This window comes from Stenotrophomonas sp. STK17_22 (genome assembly GCF_051983905.1).
Classification (GTDB): domain Bacteria; phylum Pseudomonadota; class Gammaproteobacteria; order Xanthomonadales; family Xanthomonadaceae; genus Stenotrophomonas; species Stenotrophomonas maltophilia_A.
In genome coordinates, this window is sequence record NZ_CP197010.1 from 354,719 (window position 1) to 372,500 (window position 17,782).

Consider the following 17,782-nt stretch of genomic DNA (forward strand, 5'->3'; position numbering starts at 1 on the left):
ACATCGATGAGCGGCATCGGGGAAGGACAGCGGGGACGGTCGTTGGGACGCAGTGCGCCACTACTGGGGGTGCTGCTGATCCTGCTGGCCGGCTGGTTCGGATGGAGCGCAGTGCAGCAATGGCGCCAGGAGGCCAACGGCCAGGCGCTGGAAGCTGCACGTGACCAGGCCGTGCAGGGCCTGCAGGAGGCCGCTGCCGGCCAGCTGAAGCAGCTGCAGCAGCAGCTGAAGAACGAGCGCGTGCAGCAGGCGCTGCAGGCCGGTGATGCCGCTGCGGCGGCACTCGCGGTCCGCGAGAGCTGGACCGGCGTCGAGCACGCCGAGGTACTGACGGCCGATCTGGCCAACGCCTACGCCGACCCGGCCGCCTTTGGCTATGCCCGATTGGCGCTGCTGGAAGCGGCATTGGCCGAAGGCAAGCCCAGCCTGCGCGTGGTCCGCGATGGCGGTGGCAATCGCCTGGGCCTGGCAGCGCCGGTTCAACTGGGCAGTCTCGGCCCGGCGGTGCTCTACGTGCGCCAGCCATTGCTGCGGCTGACCTCACCGCTGGACCAGGTGAGTGCGCCATCGGCCGGTTTCCTTGGCCTGCGCCAGGGCGCGCATGACCTCGTCGCCCAGGGCGATGCCGGCCTGGCCGAAAGCGCCGAGGCATTGGCGCGGCCGATTCCGGGGACGCCGTTGCGGCTGGTGGCCGCGGTACCCAATGTCGAACCTGGTCCGCTGGGCCTGGGTTCGCTGGCCAGCGCCATCGTTGCGCTGCTGCTGGCGTTCATCGCCGTGCTGCTGGTGGTGGGGCGCGGCCGCCTGCCGAAGTCGCTGCCGCTGCCGCGCCGGGCGACCGTGGCGGAAGCCGATCATGGCCCGACCCTGAGCGAGAGCCTGCAGATGGCGCCGCCGCCGGTGGCCGAGGCCAGCACAACTGAAAGTGCACCGCCGCCCCCGCCACCGGTTCCGGCCGAGGAACTGGCGGCCGGTATCTTCCGCGCCTACGACATCCGCGGCGTGGTTGGCAGTGAACTGACGCCGAAAACGGCGGCGCTGATCGGCCAGGCCATCGGCACCGTGGCCCTGGAGCAGGGCCTGCGTGAGGTGGTGATCGGCCGCGACGGCCGCCTGTCCGGCCCGGAACTGGCCGCAGGGTTGGCCGAGGGCCTGAGGCGCGCCGGTTGCGCGGTGATCGACATCGGCCTGGCACCGACCCCGGTCGTGTACTACGCCGCCTTCCATCTGCGTACCGGCACCTGCGTGGCGGTCACCGGCAGCCACAACCCGCCCGAGTACAACGGTTTCAAGGTGGTCATCGGCGGCGAGACGCTGTCCGGCGATGCCATCACCGATCTCTACCAGCGCATCATTGAAGGCCGGTTGGTACAGGCCGCCGAGCCGGGCGATTACCAGCAGCGCGATGTCAGCGCCGACTACATCCAGCGCATTGCCGACGACGTGCAGCTGGACCGCCCATTGAAGGTCGTGGCCGATGCCGGCAACGGCGTGGCCGGCGCGCTCGCGCCGCAGCTGCTGGAAGCGATCGGTGCGGAAGTCATCCCGCTGTACTGCGATGTCGACGGTACCTTCCCCAACCATCATCCCGACCCCAGCGAGCCGGCCAACCTGGAAGACCTGGTGCAGACGGTGAAGCGCTTCGGTGCCGATCTCGGCGTCGCCTTCGATGGCGACGGTGACCGCCTGGGCGTGGTCACCGGCGAAGGAAAGATCATCTATGCCGACCGCCTGCTGATGCTGTTCGCCGCCGACGTGCTGATGCGCAATCCGGGCGCGATGGTGATCTACGACGTGAAGTGCACCGGCAAGCTGTCCGACCACGTGCTGCGCAATGGTGGCAGCCCGCTGATGTGGAAGACCGGGCATTCGCTGATGAAGTCGAAGATGCGCGAGACCGATGCCGAGCTGGCTGGCGAGATGAGCGGCCACTTCTTCTTCAAGGAGCGCTGGTTCGGTTTCGACGATGGCCTGTATGCGACTGCGCGCCTGCTGGAGATCCTGGCCCAGCGCGAGGAGACTCCGGACGAGGTACTGGCAGAGCTGCCGGAGATGGTGGCCACGCCGGAGCTGAAGGTGCCGGTGGCCGAAGGCACGCCGCATGCGCTGGTGGCGATGCTGGTGGCGGCGGCGCAGTCGCCGGACAACCCGTATGTGGGCGGTCGGTTGTCGACCATCGACGGCCTGCGCGTGGACTTCCCCGATGGCTGGGGCCTGGTGCGCGCCTCCAACACCACGCCGGTGCTGGTGCTGCGTTTCGAAGGCAATGACGAGGCGGCACTGGAACGCATCCAGGCGCTGTTCCGCAGCCAGTTGCAACCGGTGCTGGGCGACACCCCGCTGGGGTTCTGATTGATCGGGATTGGATCGATCGGGTAGTGCCGGCCGCTGGCCGGCAACCACAGGATGGTTCTGGGGTTCAGGAGGTTGCCGGCCAGCGGCCGGCACTACCCCTTGAACCGCAAGCCCACGCCCGGTTCGGTGAACAGGTAGCGCGAATCCAGCGCTGAATCACCCAGCTTGTGCCGCAGCTTGCCGACCAGGATGCGCAGGTAATGGGTGTCGTGCTGGTGGGTCGGGCCCCAGATCTCCTGCAGGATCTGGGGCTGGGTCACCACCCGCCCGGCGTTGCGTAGCAGCAGCGACAGCAGCGCGTACTCCTTGCGGGTCAACGCTACCGGCTCGCCATCCAGCGCCACTTCACGGCGGACCAGGTCCACATGCAGGTGGCCGTCGTCGAATACCGGCGGCGTGCCATCACTGGGCACGCTGCGCGTGCGCAGCAGCGCCCGCACCCGCGCCATCAGCTCCTGCGTGCCGAACGGCTTGGTCACGTAGTCATTCGCGCCGGTATCCAGCGCACGCACCTTCTCCGCCTCGCCGGCACGCACGGTCAGCATGATCACCGGCACCTGGCTCCACTGCCGCAGTTGTTCCAGCACCTCGTGGCCTTCCATGTCCGGCAGGCCGATATCCAGGATCACCAGATCCATGTCCTCGCTGGCGGCCAGCTGCAGGCCTTCCTGGCCGGTGGCGGCCTGCCGCACCTGGTAGCCCTGCGCGCGCAGGCTGATGTCCAGGAACCGGCGGATCTGGGTTTCATCATCGATCACCAGCACGCGCGCGGCCGGCACGCTGGCATCAATCGGGGTCGGGCTCATCGTGGGAGGCTGGCTTGAGCAGGGGCAGGGTGATGCGGATCAGGGTACCGCGACCGTCGCGTCCGGGCAGCGCCTGCACGCTGCCGCCATGTGCGCCGATCATGCCCTGGCAGATGGTCAGGCCCAGGCCGGTGCCATGGCGGCCACGGTCACCGCGCTCCACGCTGTAGAACATGTCGAAGATGCGCGCACGCTCGTCGTCGGGAATGCCGGGGCCGGCATCGATCACGTCGATGCGCAGCTGGCCGTCCAGTTCGCGCGCCTGCACCTGCACGGCCGCATCCGGCGGTGAGAACTTGGCCGCGTTTTCCATCACGTTGAACACCGCCTGTTCGACCAGCGCCGGGTGTACCCAGATCGGCGCCAGCGTGGCCGGAATGTCCAGCTCCAGCCGCACCTTCGGCTGGTAGCGCTGCAGGCGCCGTGCGGCCGAGCCGATCAGTTCGTCCACGCCGATCCAGTCGCGGTTGATCTTCAATCCCTCGTGGCCGAGGCGGGTCATGTCCAGCAGGTTCTGGATGTAGCGGTCCAGCCGTTCGCCCTCGACCAGGATGGTGTCGAGCAGGGCACGGCGATCGGCCGTATCCATTGCCGCACCATAGCTGGCCAGGCTGTCGGCCGAGCCGATCATCGCCGCCAGTGGCGAGCGCAGGTCGTGCGACACCGAAGAGAGCAGCGCCGAGCGCAGTCGCTCGGTCTCGTTGCTGACGTGCGCCTGCTCCAGTTCGGCCACCAGCCGCGTGCGCAGCGCGGCCTGCGCGATGTCATCGACCATTGCTTCGGCCAGCTGCCGTTGTTCGGGCAGCAGGCGCGCCTGTGCGCCGGGCAGGTACAGGCCGGCCACGCCGATCGCGCGGTCCTCGCCATCCAGCAACGGCAGGAACCACCACTGCGCGCCGGCCAGGGTGTCGGTGAAGCGGCCACTGGGCTGGCCATGGCGCAGCGCCCAGTCGGCGGCGGCCAGGTCGGTGTCGCCGGGCTGGCTGCGGCCACCGGTTGCGGTATCGGCGCCGATCCGCAGCCACGCCGGCACGTCCATGGCCTGTTCCAGTGCATGCCGACCCGCCTGCGCCACCTCGCCGTTGCCGGCGGCACTGGCCAGTTGGCGGCCCAGCTGCTGGCGCGCACGCGCATGGCGATTGGCCGCGCGCAGCGCGATCACCTGCATGCGCAGGCGCGAGGCCAGGCGCCCGGCCACCAGTGCCGCGGCCAGGAACAGGAACACGGTGATCACGCCCTGGCGTGCACCGATGGCGAAGGTGAAGCGCGGCGCGATGAACAGGAAGTTGTAGGCGAGGAAGCACAGGATCGCCGCCATCACCGCCACGCTGGCGCGCGTGCGCGCAGCGACCAGCACCACCGCCACGATGAACACCATCGACAGATCGGCCATGCCCACCCAGCGTTCGGCCAGCCATGCCACCGCACAGGCCAACGCGGTGGCGATCAGTGCCTGCGCCGGTTCGTAGCTGATGCCGCGCACCGGCGGCAGCAGGCCCTCGCGGCGCGAGCGCGCACGTGCCTGCGGCGTGCTGATGATGGTGATCTCGTAATGCGCGCCGCGCTGGATCAGCTGCTGGGTCAACGTTCGGTTGAACATCCGCGCCAGCGGGCGCTCGCGGGTCCGCCCCAGCACCAGGGTGGACACGCCGTTGTGCGCGGCGTGGTCGAGCAGGGCGTCGGCGATGCTCGATCCGTGCAACAGCTCGGCGTCGCCGCCCAGCCGCCGTGCCAGGGCGAAGGCCGCATCGATCTCGCGCTGGGTCGCCTCGTCCTGGCGTCGTCCCTGCACGGTCACCACGGTCCATGGTGCGTCGCGGCGTTCGGCGATGCGTCGCGCCACGCGCACCAGGTATTCACTCTGGCCGCCGCCGTCGATCGCCACCAGCACGCCGCGGCGCAGCGGCAGGTTGCTCTCGCCACGGGCAGCGCGTGCCTCACGCAGGCTGCTGTCGACGCGATCGGCGGCCTCCTGCATTGCAAGTTCGCGCAGTGCGGTCAGGTTGGCCGGCGAGAAGAACGCCTGCAGCGCCTGCGCGGCCTGTTCGGGCACATAGACCTTGCCCTGCTGCAGGCGCGCGATCAGTTCGCGTGGCGGCAGGTCGACCAGCACGATGTCATGCAGGCGGTCGAGCACGCCGTCCGGCACGGTCTCGCTCACGCGTACGCCGGTGATCCGCATCACCACGTCGTTGAGGCTTTCCAGGTGCTGGATGTTGACCGTGGTCCAGACGTCGATGCCGGCGTCCAGCAGCTCCATCACATCCTGCCAGCGCCGCTCATGGCGGCTGCCCGGCGCATTGCGGTGGGCCAGTTCGTCCACCAGTACCAGCGCCGGATGCCGTGCGAGCACGGCATCCAGATCCATCTCCTGCAGGATGTGGCCGTGATAGGCCACTGCCTTCAGCGGCAGCTGTGGCAGGCCCTCCAGCAGCGCCTGGGTATCGGCGCGGCCGTGGGTTTCCACCAGGCCCACCACCAGGTCGACACCGCGGCGCAGCTGTTCCTGTGCGCGGGTCAGCATGGTGTAGGTCTTGCCCACGCCCGGCGCCGCACCGAGGAACACAGTCAGCTTGCCGCCGGCTTCGCGTTGCAGGCCTTCGACCAGGGCATCGGCCTGGCGGGTACGCGCATCAGTCATGGGTGCCGCTGTCATGGCCGCCATTGTGCGCGCAGCCGGTGCAGGTCGGTATCACGGTGCCTTGGCCGCGTGGTCCAGCGCGAAGTTCAGCGTCACCACGTTCACCCGCGGCTGGCCGAACAGGCCCCACTGGCGACCTTCGGTATGCGCCTGCACCAGCGCCTGCACGCGTTCCACCGGCAGGCCACGGGCACGTGCCACGCGTGCCACCTGCAGGCGCGCCGCCGCCGGCGACAGCTGCGGATCCAGGCCGCCGGCGGACTGGGTGACCAGGTCCGCTGGCACCTGCGCCGGGGCGACACCTTCGCGCGCGGCCACTGTAGCCGTGCTGGCGGCAACACGCTCGGCCAGGGCCGGGTTGCTGCGCGCCATGTTGGAACCGGCCGCGGCCATGGGGTCGTAGTTGGCTGCCGACGGACGTGCCTGGAAGTAGCCGTCACCGGTGAACGGCTGCGACAACCATGCCGAGCCGCGTACCTGGCCGTTGCCATCGCGCAGCAGGCTGCCCTCGGCCTGGGTCGGGTAGGCCAGGCCGGCAAAACCGGTGGCGATACCGGCGTAGACCGCACCGGCCAGCAGCAGGGTGGCCAGGCCCAGGCCGATCGCCGGGCGCCAGCTGGCGCCGTCCTGCAGGCTGGCCACGCGGGCCTCGGCCTTTTGTTCGCGCGGAAGGGAAGATGAAGTGGAAGCAGTACGGTTCATGCGCCGAATACCAGGACAAGAAGAAGGTCGATCGCCTTGATCGCTGCGAACGGCAGCAGCACGCCGCCGAGGCCGTACACCAGCATGTTCCGGCGCAGCAGTGCGGTTGCAGTGGCCGGGCGGAAGCGCACGCCACGCAGGGCGAGCGGGATCAGGGCGGGAATCACCAGAGCGTTGAAGATCAGCGCTGCCAGCACCGCGTTGCGCGGGCTCGACAGCTGCATCACGTTCAAGGCGGCCATGGTCGGAACGGCCGCGGCGAACAGCGCCGGCAGGATCGCGAAGTACTTGGAGACGTCGTTGGCCAGCGAGAAGGTGGTCAGCGCGCCGCGGGTGATCAGCTGCTGCTTGCCCACTTCCACCACCGCCAGCAGCTTGGCCGGGTCCGAATCGAGGTCGACCATGTTGCCGGCCTCCTTCGCCGCCTGCGTACCGGAGTTCATCGCCAGACCGATGTCGGCCTGCGCCAGCGCTGGCGCGTCATTGGTGCCATCGCCGACCATCGCCACCAGGCGGCCACCGGCCTGCTCCTGGCGGATGCGTGCCAGCTTGTCTTCCGGGCGCGCCTCGGCGATGTAGTCATCGACGCCGGCCTCGGCAGCGATCGCGGCGGCGGTCAGCGGGTTGTCGCCGGTGATCATCACCGTGCGGATGCCCATCGCCCGCAGCTGCGCGAACTTCTCGCGCATGCCGTGCTTGACCACGTCCGACAGCTCGATCACGCCCAGCACGTGGCGGCCCTCGGCCACCACCAGCGGGGTGGCACCGTTGCGTGCGACCTGTTCGACGCGACCGGCCAGTTCCGCCGGCACGTTGCCGCCCAGCGCCTGCACGTGGGTGCGGATCGCATCGGCGGCGCCCTTGCGGATCTGCCGCCCATGTTCCAGATCCACGCCGGACATGCGGGTCTGCGCACTGAACGCCAGGTACTCGGCGTGGTCCGGTTCGGCGGTGGCACAGCCCTGTTCGCGCGCCAGGCGCACGATCGATTTGCCTTCCGGGGTCGGGTCGGCCAGCGAGGACAGCAGTGCCGCCTCGCGCAGCTGGCTGGCGTCGATGCCGGCCAACGGATGGAAGTGGCTGGCCTGGCGGTCGCCGTAGGTGATGGTGCCGGTCTTGTCCAGCAGCAGCACGTCGACGTCGCCGGCCACTTCCACCGCCTTGCCCGACTTGGCCAGCACGTTGGCGGCCAGCGCACGGTTCATGCCGGCGATGCCGATGGCCGGCAGCAGGCCGCCGATGGTGGTCGGGATCAGGCACACCAGCAGCGCGATCAGCAGCAGCGGATCGACCTTGACGCCGACGGCGGCACCAATGGCCGGCAACGTGGCCACCACCACCAGGAAGGTCAGCGTCATCGCCGCCAGCAGCAGGGTCAGCGCGATCTCGTTCGGGGTCTTCTGGCGGTTGGCGCCTTCCACCAGCGCGATCATCCGGTCCAGGAAGCTGTGGCCCGGCTCGGCGGTCACCCGCACGATGATCTGGTCGGACAGCACCTTGGTGCCACCGATCACACCGGAACGGTCGGTACCGGCCTCGCGCAGCACCGGTGCCGATTCGCCGGTCACCGCCGCTTCGTTGATGGTGGCCAGGCCCTGCACGATCTCGCCATCGGCCGGCACCAGTTCACCGGCGCTGACGATCACATGGTCGCCCGGGCGCAGTTCGGCGGCCGGCACCTGGGTTTCGGCGGCGCCCGGCTGCGGCGCCGCCAGCCGGCGTGCCACCAGGTCCTGGCGGGCACGCCGCAGCGAGGCGGCCTGGCCACGGCCACGCGCTTCGGCCACCGCTTCGGCGAAGTTGCCGAACAGCACGGTCACCAGCAGGATCACGGTCACTGCCAGGCCGAAGCCCAGCGGCGCATTGCCGGTCAGAGTGACGATCGCGGCGACGATTGTGCCGGCCATCACCACCGCCATCACCGGGCTGCGCACCAGATGCATCGGCGACAGCTTGCGCACCGCTTCGACCAGCGCACGGCGCAGGCCGGCGCCATCCAGCAGGGCAGGGCGCGCTGCATGGGTATTACGGGTTGAGCTTGCTTGGGTACTCATCAGGGTGTCCTTAGTGCAGTCCCAGGCTCAGGTGGTCGGCGATCGGGCCGAGTACCAGCGCCGGCATGAACTGCAGCACGGTCAGGATGACGATCACCGAGACCAGGGTCAGGGCGAAGGTCGGGGTTTCGATCTGCAGGCTGCCGGCAGACTCCGGGGCCTGGCGCTTGGCAGCCAGCTGTGCGGCCACCACCAGCGGAATGATCAGCAGCGGGAAGCGGCCCAGCAGCAGTACCAGCGAGCAGCTCAGGTTCCACCACAGCGTGGCGTCACCCAGCCCTTCGAAGCCCGAGCCGTTGTTGGCGTAGGCCGAGACGTACTCGTAGAAGACCTGGCTGATGCCATGGAAGCCGGGGTTGGAGGTGCCCGCCAGGCCGGGTACGGCCAGGGTGATCGCAGTGAACACCAGCAGGGTGATCGGCTGCAGCAGCACCAGCAGGGCCAGCAGGCGCACCTGTGGCGTCTCCAGCTTGCGGCCGAACAGTTCCGGCGTGCGCCCGGTCATCAACCCGGCCAGGAACACACCCAGCAGCAGGTACACGATGAACTGCTGCAGGCCACAGCCGATGCCGCCCCAGATCGCGCTGACCAGCATGTTGACCATCGCGATGCCGCCACTCAGCGGTGCCAGCGAATCGTGCATGCCGTTCACCGAGCCGTTGGAGACCTGGGTGGTCACCGCCGCCCACAGCGCGGTGCCATCGGCGCCGAAGCGCACTTCCTTGCCTTCCATCAGCAGCGGCGTGGCGGCGCTGGCGCTATGTCCTTCGCTCCACATCATCGCGCCGGTGGAAAGCAGCGACATGCCCAGCATGCAGCTGAACACCAGGGCGCCGAAGCGACGTCGGCCGGTGAACGCACCGATCATGAAGATCACCGCCATCGGCACCAGCAGGATGCCGACGATTTCCAGCGCATTCGACAGCGGGGTCGGGTTCTCCAGCGGGAAGCTGCTGTTCGGCCCGTACCAGCCGCCACCGTTGGCGCCCAGCTGCTTGGCTGCGACCATCGCCGCGACCGGGCCCAGCGGCAGCTTCTGTTCGGCCATGCCGGCGCTGGCGTCGATCGGCGTGGCCTGCGGCCCACCGGTCATCGTCGACGGCACGCCCTGGCTGGTCAGCACCAGCGTCCACACCAGGCACAGCGGCAGCAGGAAGCGCACGCACAGGCGCACCACGTCCACGTAGTAGTTGCCCACCGCCACCTGGCGGTCATCGCCGGTACCCGTCGCCACCGCAGCCTGCGGCGCACGCGAGAACAACGCCCGCAGCGTCGCCACTGCCAGCGCCAGGCCCATCATCGGCGTCACCACCTGCAGGCCGGTGATGCCGGTCATCTGCGAGAGATAGGACAGCTGCGCCTGGCCAGAATAGTGCTGCTGGTTGGTGTTGGTCAGGAACGAGATCATCGTGTGCAGCGCGGTGTCCCAGCGCATGTTCGGGATCTGGTCCGGATTCAGCGGCAGCCAGGCCTGGGTCATGAACACCGCCTGGGTCAGTACCGCGACCACCACGTTGCTCAGCACGAAGGCCAGCACGTAGCCGCGCCAGGACATCGAGCGCGACGGATCGACCCCGAACACCCTGTACAGCGGCTTCTCGATCCAGTGGAACAGCACGTCGACCTTCATCGGAGTGCCACGCATCACGCGGGCCAGGTACAGGCCCAGCGGCCACGCCAGCAGCAGGCTGGCGGCAATAATCACAAGCATCTCAGTCATGGCCGGCTCCGCTCAGAACGACTCGGGCCGCAGCACGACATAAAGGAGATAGGCGGCGGCGACCAGCACCAGCACGCCACACAACAACGACAGCCAGGGGGACATTGCAATAGCGTCCTGGTGGAACCCCTCCACCTCAGGCCGTCATCGTCGTCCTGCCGCCCATAAACGCACTACGCGCCGGACCGGGCCGACGCGTAAAGAGTGCATAAATTCCGTGGTCCAATCCGTAACCAGGCCCTGGGTAGCGCCGGGCCATGCCCGGCGGCGGGAGCGTGGTCAGCCCGCCGGAGCCTGGCTCGCCGACACCAGCCCCTTCAGCTCGCGATAGCGCTGCAGGGTGCTGTCGATCTCGGCCTTCAACGCCTGCTGCTGCTGCAGGAACCCGGCTTGCAGCCGTTGCTGCGACTGCAGTTGCACGTGCCGCTGGCGGATCGCCTCGGCCTGCTTGTCGGCCACCTTGCCACCGACCAGTTCGCGGTCACCTGCGGCCGCCAGCAGCGCCACCAGCGACTCACGCAGGCTGGTGACGTTGTACTCGGCGGTCTTCAGGTTGTTGTCCAGCACTTCCTGGCGCTCGGCGAACACCCGGCGCAGGTCGTCCTCGCTGCCATAGGTGGTCAGCATCGCCTGCTCGGTGCGCTGGCGGGTCTGCGCGGCCATCAGGTCCAGCTGCTGCTGCGCCGCCTCCGTGCTGGCGGCGGCGCGCTCTTCGTCGGTCAACGCGCGCTGGACCTGCGCATTGCGCAGGCCGCTCCTCGCGTTGAACTCCTCGCGGGCATGGTTGACCGCGTCGGCCGGCAGCGAATCACTGCAGATCCGCTCCTTGCCCTCGTTCCAGCAGTACAGCTTCTTTTCCGTCTTGCCGCTGTCGCGCGACTGCGCCGGTACGGTGAACGGCACGGCCAGCAGCAGGCCGGCAAAGAGCACAGCAGGAACTCGGGACATGACCTTTCCCCTGGGTCGGTCAGCGGATCGAACGGACGCCGTACTGGGCCCGGTAGGCTTCCAGCGGCTGCCGGTAACCCACAAGTTCCGGGTTGCCGGAGGCGAAATCAAGCAGGTCGGCCAGCGACGCCACGGCGATCACCGGAATGCCGGCCTCTTCGGCCACCGACTGTGCCGCCGAACGGCGATCGGTTTCCGAAGCGATCTCCTGGCGGTCCAGTGCCACCACGATGCCGGCCGGGGTGCCACCGGCGGCGCGGATGATGCCCAGCGCTTCGCGGATCGCGGTACCCGCAGTGATCACGTCGTCGACGATCAGCACGCGCTTGCCGTTCATGTCGGCGCCGATCAGCTGGCCGCCTTCACCGTGGTCCTTGGCTTCCTTGCGGTTGAACGACAGCGGCAGGTCACGGCCACGCTGGGCCAGCTCGCAGGCCATCGCGGTGGCCAGCGGAATGCCCTTGTAGGCGGGGCCGAACACCACGTCGTACTTGATCCCGGTGGCATCGATGGCATCGGCGTAGCAGGCGCCGAGCTGCGACAGCAGCGAACCGGAGTCGAAACGACCGGCGTTGAAGAAATAGGGGCTCAGCCGGCCGGACTTGAGGGTGAACTGGCCGAAGCGCAGGGCGTCGGCGGTCAGGGCCAGCTGCAGGAAACGGTGGCGGTGGTCGCTCATCAAAACTCGATTCATCTTCATTTGGAGCACAAATCCTAATCCAGCTGGGCGTTTCGCGCTCGTCCGGGGCCCTGTGAAGGGTGTCGCGGCCCGGCCTGGCGGACTGCGCAGCCCCGCAGGCAACCGGTATGCTTGCCCGGTTTCCCGCCGCAGGTCCCCCGCATGCGCATCATCAGTTTCAACGCCAATGGCATCCGCTCCGCCGCAACCAAGGGCTTCCTCGACTGGTTCCGGTCCCAGGACGCCGACGTCCTGTGCATCCAGGAGACCAAGGCCCAGGAAGACCAGCTGACCGACCCGATGTTCCGCCCGGACGGCCACCACTGCTTCTACCGCGACGCCATCACCAAGAAGGGCTACAGCGGCGTGGCGATCTACAGCAAGCGCGAGCCGGACCAGGTGATCACCTCGCTCGGCTGGGCCCCGTTCGACGACGAAGGCCGCTACATCGAGGCGCGCTACGGCAACCTCAGCGTGGTCTCCTTCTATATCCCGTCGGGCAGCTCGGGCGACCTGCGCCAGGGCTTCAAGTTCGAAGTGATGGAATGGCTGCGGCCGATCCTCGAGGAATGGGCGCGCAGCGGCCGCGACTACGTGCTGTGCGGCGACTGGAACATCGTGCGTTCGGCGCTGGACATCAAGAACTGGAAGTCCAACCAGAAGAACTCCGGCTGCCTGCCGGAAGAGCGCGACTGGCTCAATGCCCTGTGCGCCGACCATGGCCAGGCCACCGATGTCGCCGCCGGCCGTGGCTGGGCTGACGCCTACCGCCTGCTCAACCCCACCGGCGAGGACTACACCTGGTGGAGCAACCGCGGCGCTGCCCGCGCCAACAACGTCGGTTGGCGCATCGACTACCAGTTCATCACCCCGGGCCTGCGTGACCGCCTGCGCAGCTGCTCGATCTACCGCGACGAGCGCTTCTCCGACCACGCGCCGTTCATCGTGGACTACGACCTGTGACCGAGGCTGCCAAGCCGCGTCGGCCGTGGCAGCAGGTGGTGTCCAACCTGAGCCAGCGCAAGGTGCTGGCGATGCTGCTGCTCGGCTTCAGTTCCGGCCTGCCGATCTATCTGGTGGGCAACACGCTCGGCTTCTGGATGCGCAAGGAAGGCATCGAGCTGAGCACGATCGGTTTCCTGTCATGGGTCGGGCTGGCCTACACCATGAAGTTCCTGTGGGCGCCGATCGTCGATAAGACCGACGTGCCTCTGTTCGGTCGCTTTGGCCGCCGCCGTGGCTGGATGCTGCTGTCGCAGCTGGTCGTGGTGGTGGGCCTGGTCGGCATGGCGCTGGTCCAGCCCAAGGGGGGCCAGATCCAGTTCCTGGGTATCGCCTGGCAGCACATCGTCGTGTTCGGCGTGATGGCCGTGATCGTGGCGTTTGCTTCGGCCACCCAGGACATCGTCATCGATGCCTGGCGCATTGAAAGTGCTGACAACAGCGAGCAGCTGGGCCTGCTGACCTCATCCTCGGCGCTGGGCTATCGCACCGCATTGCTGGTCACCGATGCGCTGATCCTGATCATCGCGGCCCGTGTCGGCTGGCAGGTCTCGTACGAGATCATGGCCGTCCTCATGGCGCTTGGCGTGGTGGCCGTGATCATGGCCCGTGAGCCCGCGCGGGAAGTGGCTGCCGTGCAGGCTCAGGCGACCTCGCTGTGGACGCCGCGGGGCCTGTTCGACGCCGTGGCGGGGCCGTTCATCGCCTTCGTCCGCGAGCATCGTAGTGGTGCGATCCTGATCCTGGTGGCCATCAGCGTCTATCGCATGGCCGACTTCGTCATGGGGCCGATGGCCAACCCGTTCTACGTCGATCTCGGCCTGGACGAGGACACCGTTGGCGCTGTACGTGGCTCGGTGGGCCTGGTCGCGACCTTCGTCGGCATTGCTGCGGCGGGCCTGGTCTCGGTTCGCTGGGGAGTGCTGGCGGCGCTGATGGTGGGCGCCGTGCTGGGTCCGGCCTCCAACCTGGCGTTTGCCTGGCTGGCCTATTCGGGCCCGGACACCACCCATTTCGCGGTGGCCATGGCAATCGACAACTTCGCCAGCGGTTTCGCCGGTACGGCGCTGATCGCCTATATGTCGAGCCTGACCAGCATCGGATACACCGCAACCCAGTACGCGCTGCTGAGTTCGTTCTACGCGATGCCCGGCAAGGCGCTCAAGGGGCTCTCGGGGTGGTCGGTACAGACGCTCGCGCAGGGCCGGACGCTGCTGGAAGGCTACGCGCTGTTCTTCGTCGGTACCGCGCTGGTGGCGATCCCGGTGGTGATCCTCTGCGCTCTGTTGATCGTGCAGCAGCGCCGTCGCCAGGCCGCAAGCGCCGCCTGATTGCCTGCCCGCCCGGTCTGCGGGATCATCGCCCCCGACGCGCCGAGGGGGCGGTGCCTTGCGAACGGGGAAGTGAGCATGGCCGACGTTGTGCTGCGGGACCTGGACCCGCTGCTGCTGGAACGTATCCGACGTGTCGCGGTTGCCCGCGGCTGGACCCACGAACAGACCTGCGCCGCTTTGCTGGAGCAGGGCCTGTTCAGCAGTGAACTGGAGGTCCGCTCCGGCTTCGGCGATCCCGAAGTGGACGCGCTCTCCGACGCCATCGCCGCCCTGCAGGCCCTGCCCGCAGGGCAGGGCTTCGATTAGTGCCCATGTAGCGTCGAGCCACGCTCGACCGCCGTTCCCGGTAGATCCACGCCATGCGTGGATGATCACCTCACGCCAGGTGGATCGCCCCCAGGATCCGCGGCCCCGTCGCCCCGGTCACGCTCGGCAGGTTGCCGGCCAGCCCGTCCATCGTCCGCTGCGCCAGCCAGGCGAAGCCCATCGCTTCCACGTACTCCGGGTCCAGCCCATGCACCGCGCTGCACTCCACCTGCACCCCCGGCAGCCGTGCAGCCAGCCGCTTCATCAGGTGCCGGTTGCGCACCCCGCCGCCGCAGACCAGCAGGCGCCGGGTCTGCGGCTGCTGCGCCAGCAGCGCATCGGCCACCGTTGCCACGGTCAGCTCCAGCAGGGTGGCCTGCACATCGGCGGCAGCGTACTGGCCTTCGCCCATGTGGGCCTCGGCCCAAGCCAGGTGGAACTGTTCGCGGCCGGTGCTCTTCGGCGGCGGCAGCGCGAACCACGGCTCCGAACGCCAACCCGCCAGCAGGCTCTCGTCCACCGCGCCACTGGCGGCATACGCGCCGTCGGCATCAAAGGTGCGGCCGGTGTGGCGCTGGCACCAGGCATCCATCAGCGCGTTGGCCGGGCCGGTATCGAAGCCACGCACCGCGCCTTCGCGTGGGATCAGGGTCAGGTTGGCGATCCCGCCCAGGTTGAGCACGGCACGGTCTTCATCAGCCGTGCCCAGCATGCCGAGGTGGAAGGCCGGCATCAGCGGCGCACCATGGCCTCCGGCTGCCACGTCGCGGCGGCGGAAATCACACACCGTGGTGATCCCGGTCAGCTCGGCGATGCGGTTGCCGTCGCCCAGCTGTACGGTGAAGGCCGGATTGGCCAGCGGACGATGGCGCACGGTCTGGCCGTGCGAGCCGATCGCGCGGACCTGGCTGCGGTCCACACCGGCCTCGGCCAGCAGTTGATTGGCGGCTTCAGCGAAGCTGATCGCGATCCGCGCGTCCAGTTCGCCCAGCTCCTCCAGCGAGTCCAGCGGGCCCCCTTCGCCCAGTGCCACCAGCCGCGCCCGCAGCACCGGCTCCCAGCGGGCGGTCAGCCCATGCACGAAGCGGCAGCCACCAATGGCGGGGAACTGCACCAGCGCGGCATCGATGCCATCGGCGCTGGTGCCCGACATCAGGCCAAGGTACAGGGGGGCGTCAGCGTCGGCAGTCGTGTTCATGGCAGGCATAAAAAAAGGACGCGGCAAGCTTGGGCTGCCGCGTCCTTCTTCGTCAACGCAGGGGCTCAGCCGCGCTTGCGGCCGGTTGCCTGCTTGTCCTTGGCGCTGGCCACCTCGGGGGCGGCCTCGTCGCGGCTGGTCGGTGCCGGGCTGGCGTCGGCGTAGATCAGCTTCTCCATGCCCTGGATGCGCGCCATCGCCGGTGCGGTCTGCGCGCGGAAGGCGACCAGCTCGGCGCCCTTCAGCGGCTCCGGCGGCGGCATGGTCACGGTCAGCGGGTTGCGGTGCTCGCCGTTGACGCGGAATTCGTAGTGCAGGTGCGGGCCGGTCGCCAGGCCGGTCGAGCCGACATAGCCGATCACCGTGCCCTGGGCCACGCGCTGGCCGGTCTTGATGTTCGCAAAGCGCGACATGTGGCCGTACAGGGTGGTGTGGCCGCGGCCGTGGTCGAGGATCACCACGTTGCCGTAGCCGCGCTGCACCCCGGCGAACTGCACGCGGGCGTCGCCGGCGGCCATGATCGGGGTACCGGTGCGCGCGGCGTAGTCCACGCCCTTGTGCATGCGCATCTTGCCCAGCACCGGGTGCTTGCGCGCGCCAAAGGTCGAGCTCAGCCGCGCGAACGGGATCGGCATGCGGATGAAGCTCTTCTTCAGCGAACGGCCGTTGATGTCGTAGTACTCGGACTTGCCGTTGCGGTCGAAGCGGAAGCCGGAATAGGTCTTGCCACCGGTGGTGAAGGTCGCCGCCAGGATCTTGCTGGTGTCCACCTTCTCGCCTTCGCGCCAGGTTTCATCCATCACCACGCTGAAGCGGTCGCCCGGCTGCAGGTCCTTCGAGAAGTCGATGTCATACTTGAAGATGTCGTCGGTCATCGTCGCGATCGCCGACGGCGACAGCCCGGCGCGCCGGGCCGCGGCATACAGCGAGCTGGTGATCTCGCCGCTGGTGACCACCGTGCGCGTGGAGGTCTCGCGTTTGGTCACCTTCTCCTTGATGTCATCGCCGGCCAGGCTCAGTTCCACCCGGTTGTCGGCATCGCGATCGAAGCGGATGCTGCGCAGGTCACCGGACAGCGGCATGTCGAAGGCGATCTCGGCACCCGGGCGCAGCTTGGTCAGCGCCTCACGCGCACCTGGGTGGTCCAGTACCCGGTGCAGGGTGGTGGCCGGAATGCCGGCCTTGTCGAACAGGTCGCTCAGGGTCTGGCCGCGCTGCACCCGCAGCACCTGCCAGCTGTCTCCGGGCACCTGCTGCTGGCGGGCCATGGTCAGCGGCGGCAACGGCAGCGCCAGGCTGGTGTGGCTGTCGGCGAAGGGCGCGTCGATGGTGTGCGAGAAGCCGGGGACGATGGTCGCCACCAGGGCGCCGATGGTCGCGAACAGGCTGGCATGCATCCAATGACGGCGGGTCCAGCGCTCATTGAAGGCGGCGGGAAGATGTTGCCTGAGCTTCCGATGCAGGGCGTTGTCGTGCAGGACGTGGAGGCGTTCCTGGAAGCGCTGCTTGCGTGCGCGCCCTTGTTCGGAATTGTGCATCGGCGGTTTTTTCCTGGCAGCCCGGGAGCGCGGGCCTGATCGCCGGTTACCATAGACACCTGAGAAAACCGCGTCAAACCCTTGTGCCCATTGGCTTTTGTGAAGCCAATCGGGTTAACTTTGCTTTAACACCCCACACAAGAATCGGCGTTGCCGGGAGTAGTCACGTGTCCTCGATTGAAGAAGCCCTTGCCCTGATCGGCCGTGGTGCCGACGAGATCCTCAAGCTCGAGGATCTGCGTGCGCGCCTGCAGGAAGGCCGTCCGCTGCGGATCAAGGCCGGCTTCGACCCCACCGCACCGGACCTGCACCTGGGCCATACGGTGCTGCTGAACAAGATGCGCCAGTTCCAGGACCTCGGCCACCAGGTCATTTTCCTGATCGGCGACTTCACCGGCATGATCGGCGACCCGTCAGGCAAGAGCCTGACCCGCAAGCCGCTCAGCAAGGACGACGTGCTGGCCAATGCCCGTACCTATGAAGAGCAGGTGTTCAAGGT

The 17,782-nt window shown here is 68.3% G+C and carries 15 protein-coding genes (1 of these 15 only partly in view); 5 read left to right on the forward strand and 10 right to left on the reverse strand.

Translation table 11 applies throughout. The features are described from left to right. Positions 1–6 precede the first annotated feature (6 nt). Positions 7–2,352: a phosphomannomutase/phosphoglucomutase gene (locus ACSYS9_RS01590; RefSeq protein WP_049462165.1), complete on the forward strand. Its 2,346-nt coding sequence runs from the start codon at positions 7–9 to the stop codon at positions 2,350–2,352. A 95-nt stretch (positions 2,353–2,447) separates the two neighbouring features. On the opposite strand, the gene ACSYS9_RS01595 is transcribed toward ACSYS9_RS01590, so the two are convergent. The 8 genes from ACSYS9_RS01595 to pyrE form a co-directional block, all read right to left on the reverse strand. Further along, on the reverse strand, positions 2,448–3,161 hold the full coding sequence (locus tag ACSYS9_RS01595; RefSeq protein WP_004153862.1) for a response regulator transcription factor: 714 nt from the start codon (positions 3,159–3,161) through the stop codon (positions 2,448–2,450). After that, the gene (locus ACSYS9_RS01600) at positions 3,142–5,802 is read right to left on the reverse strand and encodes a sensor histidine kinase (protein WP_049462164.1); all 2,661 of its coding nucleotides are present in this window, start codon (positions 5,800–5,802) and stop codon (positions 3,142–3,144) included. The genes ACSYS9_RS01595 and ACSYS9_RS01600 overlap by 20 nt, the downstream gene beginning before the upstream one ends. A gap of 51 nt (positions 5,803–5,853) precedes the next feature. After that, entirely contained in the window at positions 5,854–6,504 is a 651-nt protein-coding gene (gene kdpC / locus ACSYS9_RS01605; RefSeq protein ID WP_049462163.1) for a potassium-transporting ATPase subunit KdpC, read from the reverse strand. Further along, on the reverse strand, positions 6,501–8,558 hold the full coding sequence (gene kdpB, locus ACSYS9_RS01610; RefSeq protein WP_049462162.1) for a potassium-transporting ATPase subunit KdpB: 2,058 nt from the start codon (positions 8,556–8,558) through the stop codon (positions 6,501–6,503). The genes kdpC and kdpB overlap by 4 nt, the downstream gene beginning before the upstream one ends. A 10-nt stretch (positions 8,559–8,568) precedes the next feature. Next, positions 8,569–10,278, reverse strand: coding sequence for a potassium-transporting ATPase subunit KdpA (gene kdpA / locus ACSYS9_RS01615; RefSeq protein WP_049462161.1), 1,710 nt, complete (start codon positions 10,276–10,278; stop codon positions 8,569–8,571). Between the two features lie 12 nt (positions 10,279–10,290). After that, positions 10,291–10,383: a potassium-transporting ATPase subunit F gene (locus ACSYS9_RS01620; RefSeq protein ID WP_005407770.1), complete on the reverse strand. Its 93-nt coding sequence runs from the start codon at positions 10,381–10,383 to the stop codon at positions 10,291–10,293. Positions 10,384–10,557: 174 nt separating this feature from the next. Further along, positions 10,558–11,226 carry a hypothetical protein gene (locus ACSYS9_RS01625; RefSeq protein WP_049462160.1) on the reverse strand — a complete coding sequence of 223 codons (669 nt, stop codon included), beginning with the start codon at positions 11,224–11,226 and terminating at the stop codon, positions 10,558–10,560. A gap of 19 nt (positions 11,227–11,245) precedes the next feature. Further along, positions 11,246–11,905 (reverse strand): orotate phosphoribosyltransferase, encoded by a 660-nt coding sequence (pyrE, locus tag ACSYS9_RS01630; protein ID WP_010486876.1) that lies wholly within the window; start codon positions 11,903–11,905, stop codon positions 11,246–11,248. Positions 11,906–12,067: 162 nt separating this feature from the next. Between pyrE and ACSYS9_RS01635 the strand changes: the two genes are divergently transcribed. From ACSYS9_RS01635 to ACSYS9_RS01645, 3 genes are all read left to right on the forward strand, one after another. Continuing rightward, on the forward strand, positions 12,068–12,868 hold the full coding sequence (locus ACSYS9_RS01635) for an exodeoxyribonuclease III (RefSeq protein WP_032128444.1): 801 nt from the start codon (positions 12,068–12,070) through the stop codon (positions 12,866–12,868). Continuing rightward, the gene (locus ACSYS9_RS01640; protein WP_049462159.1) at positions 12,865–14,238 is read left to right on the forward strand and encodes a muropeptide MFS transporter; all 1,374 of its coding nucleotides are present in this window, start codon (positions 12,865–12,867) and stop codon (positions 14,236–14,238) included. The genes ACSYS9_RS01635 and ACSYS9_RS01640 overlap by 4 nt, the downstream gene beginning before the upstream one ends. Before the next feature lie 78 nt (positions 14,239–14,316). Beyond that, positions 14,317–14,547: a hypothetical protein gene (locus ACSYS9_RS01645; protein ID WP_005420465.1), complete on the forward strand. Its 231-nt coding sequence runs from the start codon at positions 14,317–14,319 to the stop codon at positions 14,545–14,547. 70 nt (positions 14,548–14,617) lie between these two features. Here the strand turns inward: ACSYS9_RS01645 and ACSYS9_RS01650 are convergent, their stop codons facing one another. Together ACSYS9_RS01650 and ACSYS9_RS01655 are read right to left on the reverse strand one after the other, a co-directional pair. Next, positions 14,618–15,745 (reverse strand): anhydro-N-acetylmuramic acid kinase, encoded by a 1,128-nt coding sequence (locus ACSYS9_RS01650; protein WP_080356531.1) that lies wholly within the window; start codon positions 15,743–15,745, stop codon positions 14,618–14,620. 65 nt (positions 15,746–15,810) lie between these two features. Next, positions 15,811–17,283: a M23 family metallopeptidase gene (locus ACSYS9_RS01655; protein WP_032128447.1), complete on the reverse strand. Its 1,473-nt coding sequence runs from the start codon at positions 17,281–17,283 to the stop codon at positions 15,811–15,813. A gap of 167 nt (positions 17,284–17,450) precedes the next feature. Between ACSYS9_RS01655 and tyrS the strand changes: the two genes are divergently transcribed. Continuing rightward, positions 17,451–17,782, forward strand: the 5' portion of a protein-coding gene (gene tyrS / locus ACSYS9_RS01660; protein ID WP_049462156.1) for a tyrosine--tRNA ligase. 880 nt of this gene lie beyond the right edge of the window; 332 of the gene's 1,212 nt are visible here — the first part of the coding sequence; its start codon is at positions 17,451–17,453; the stop codon falls past the right edge of the window.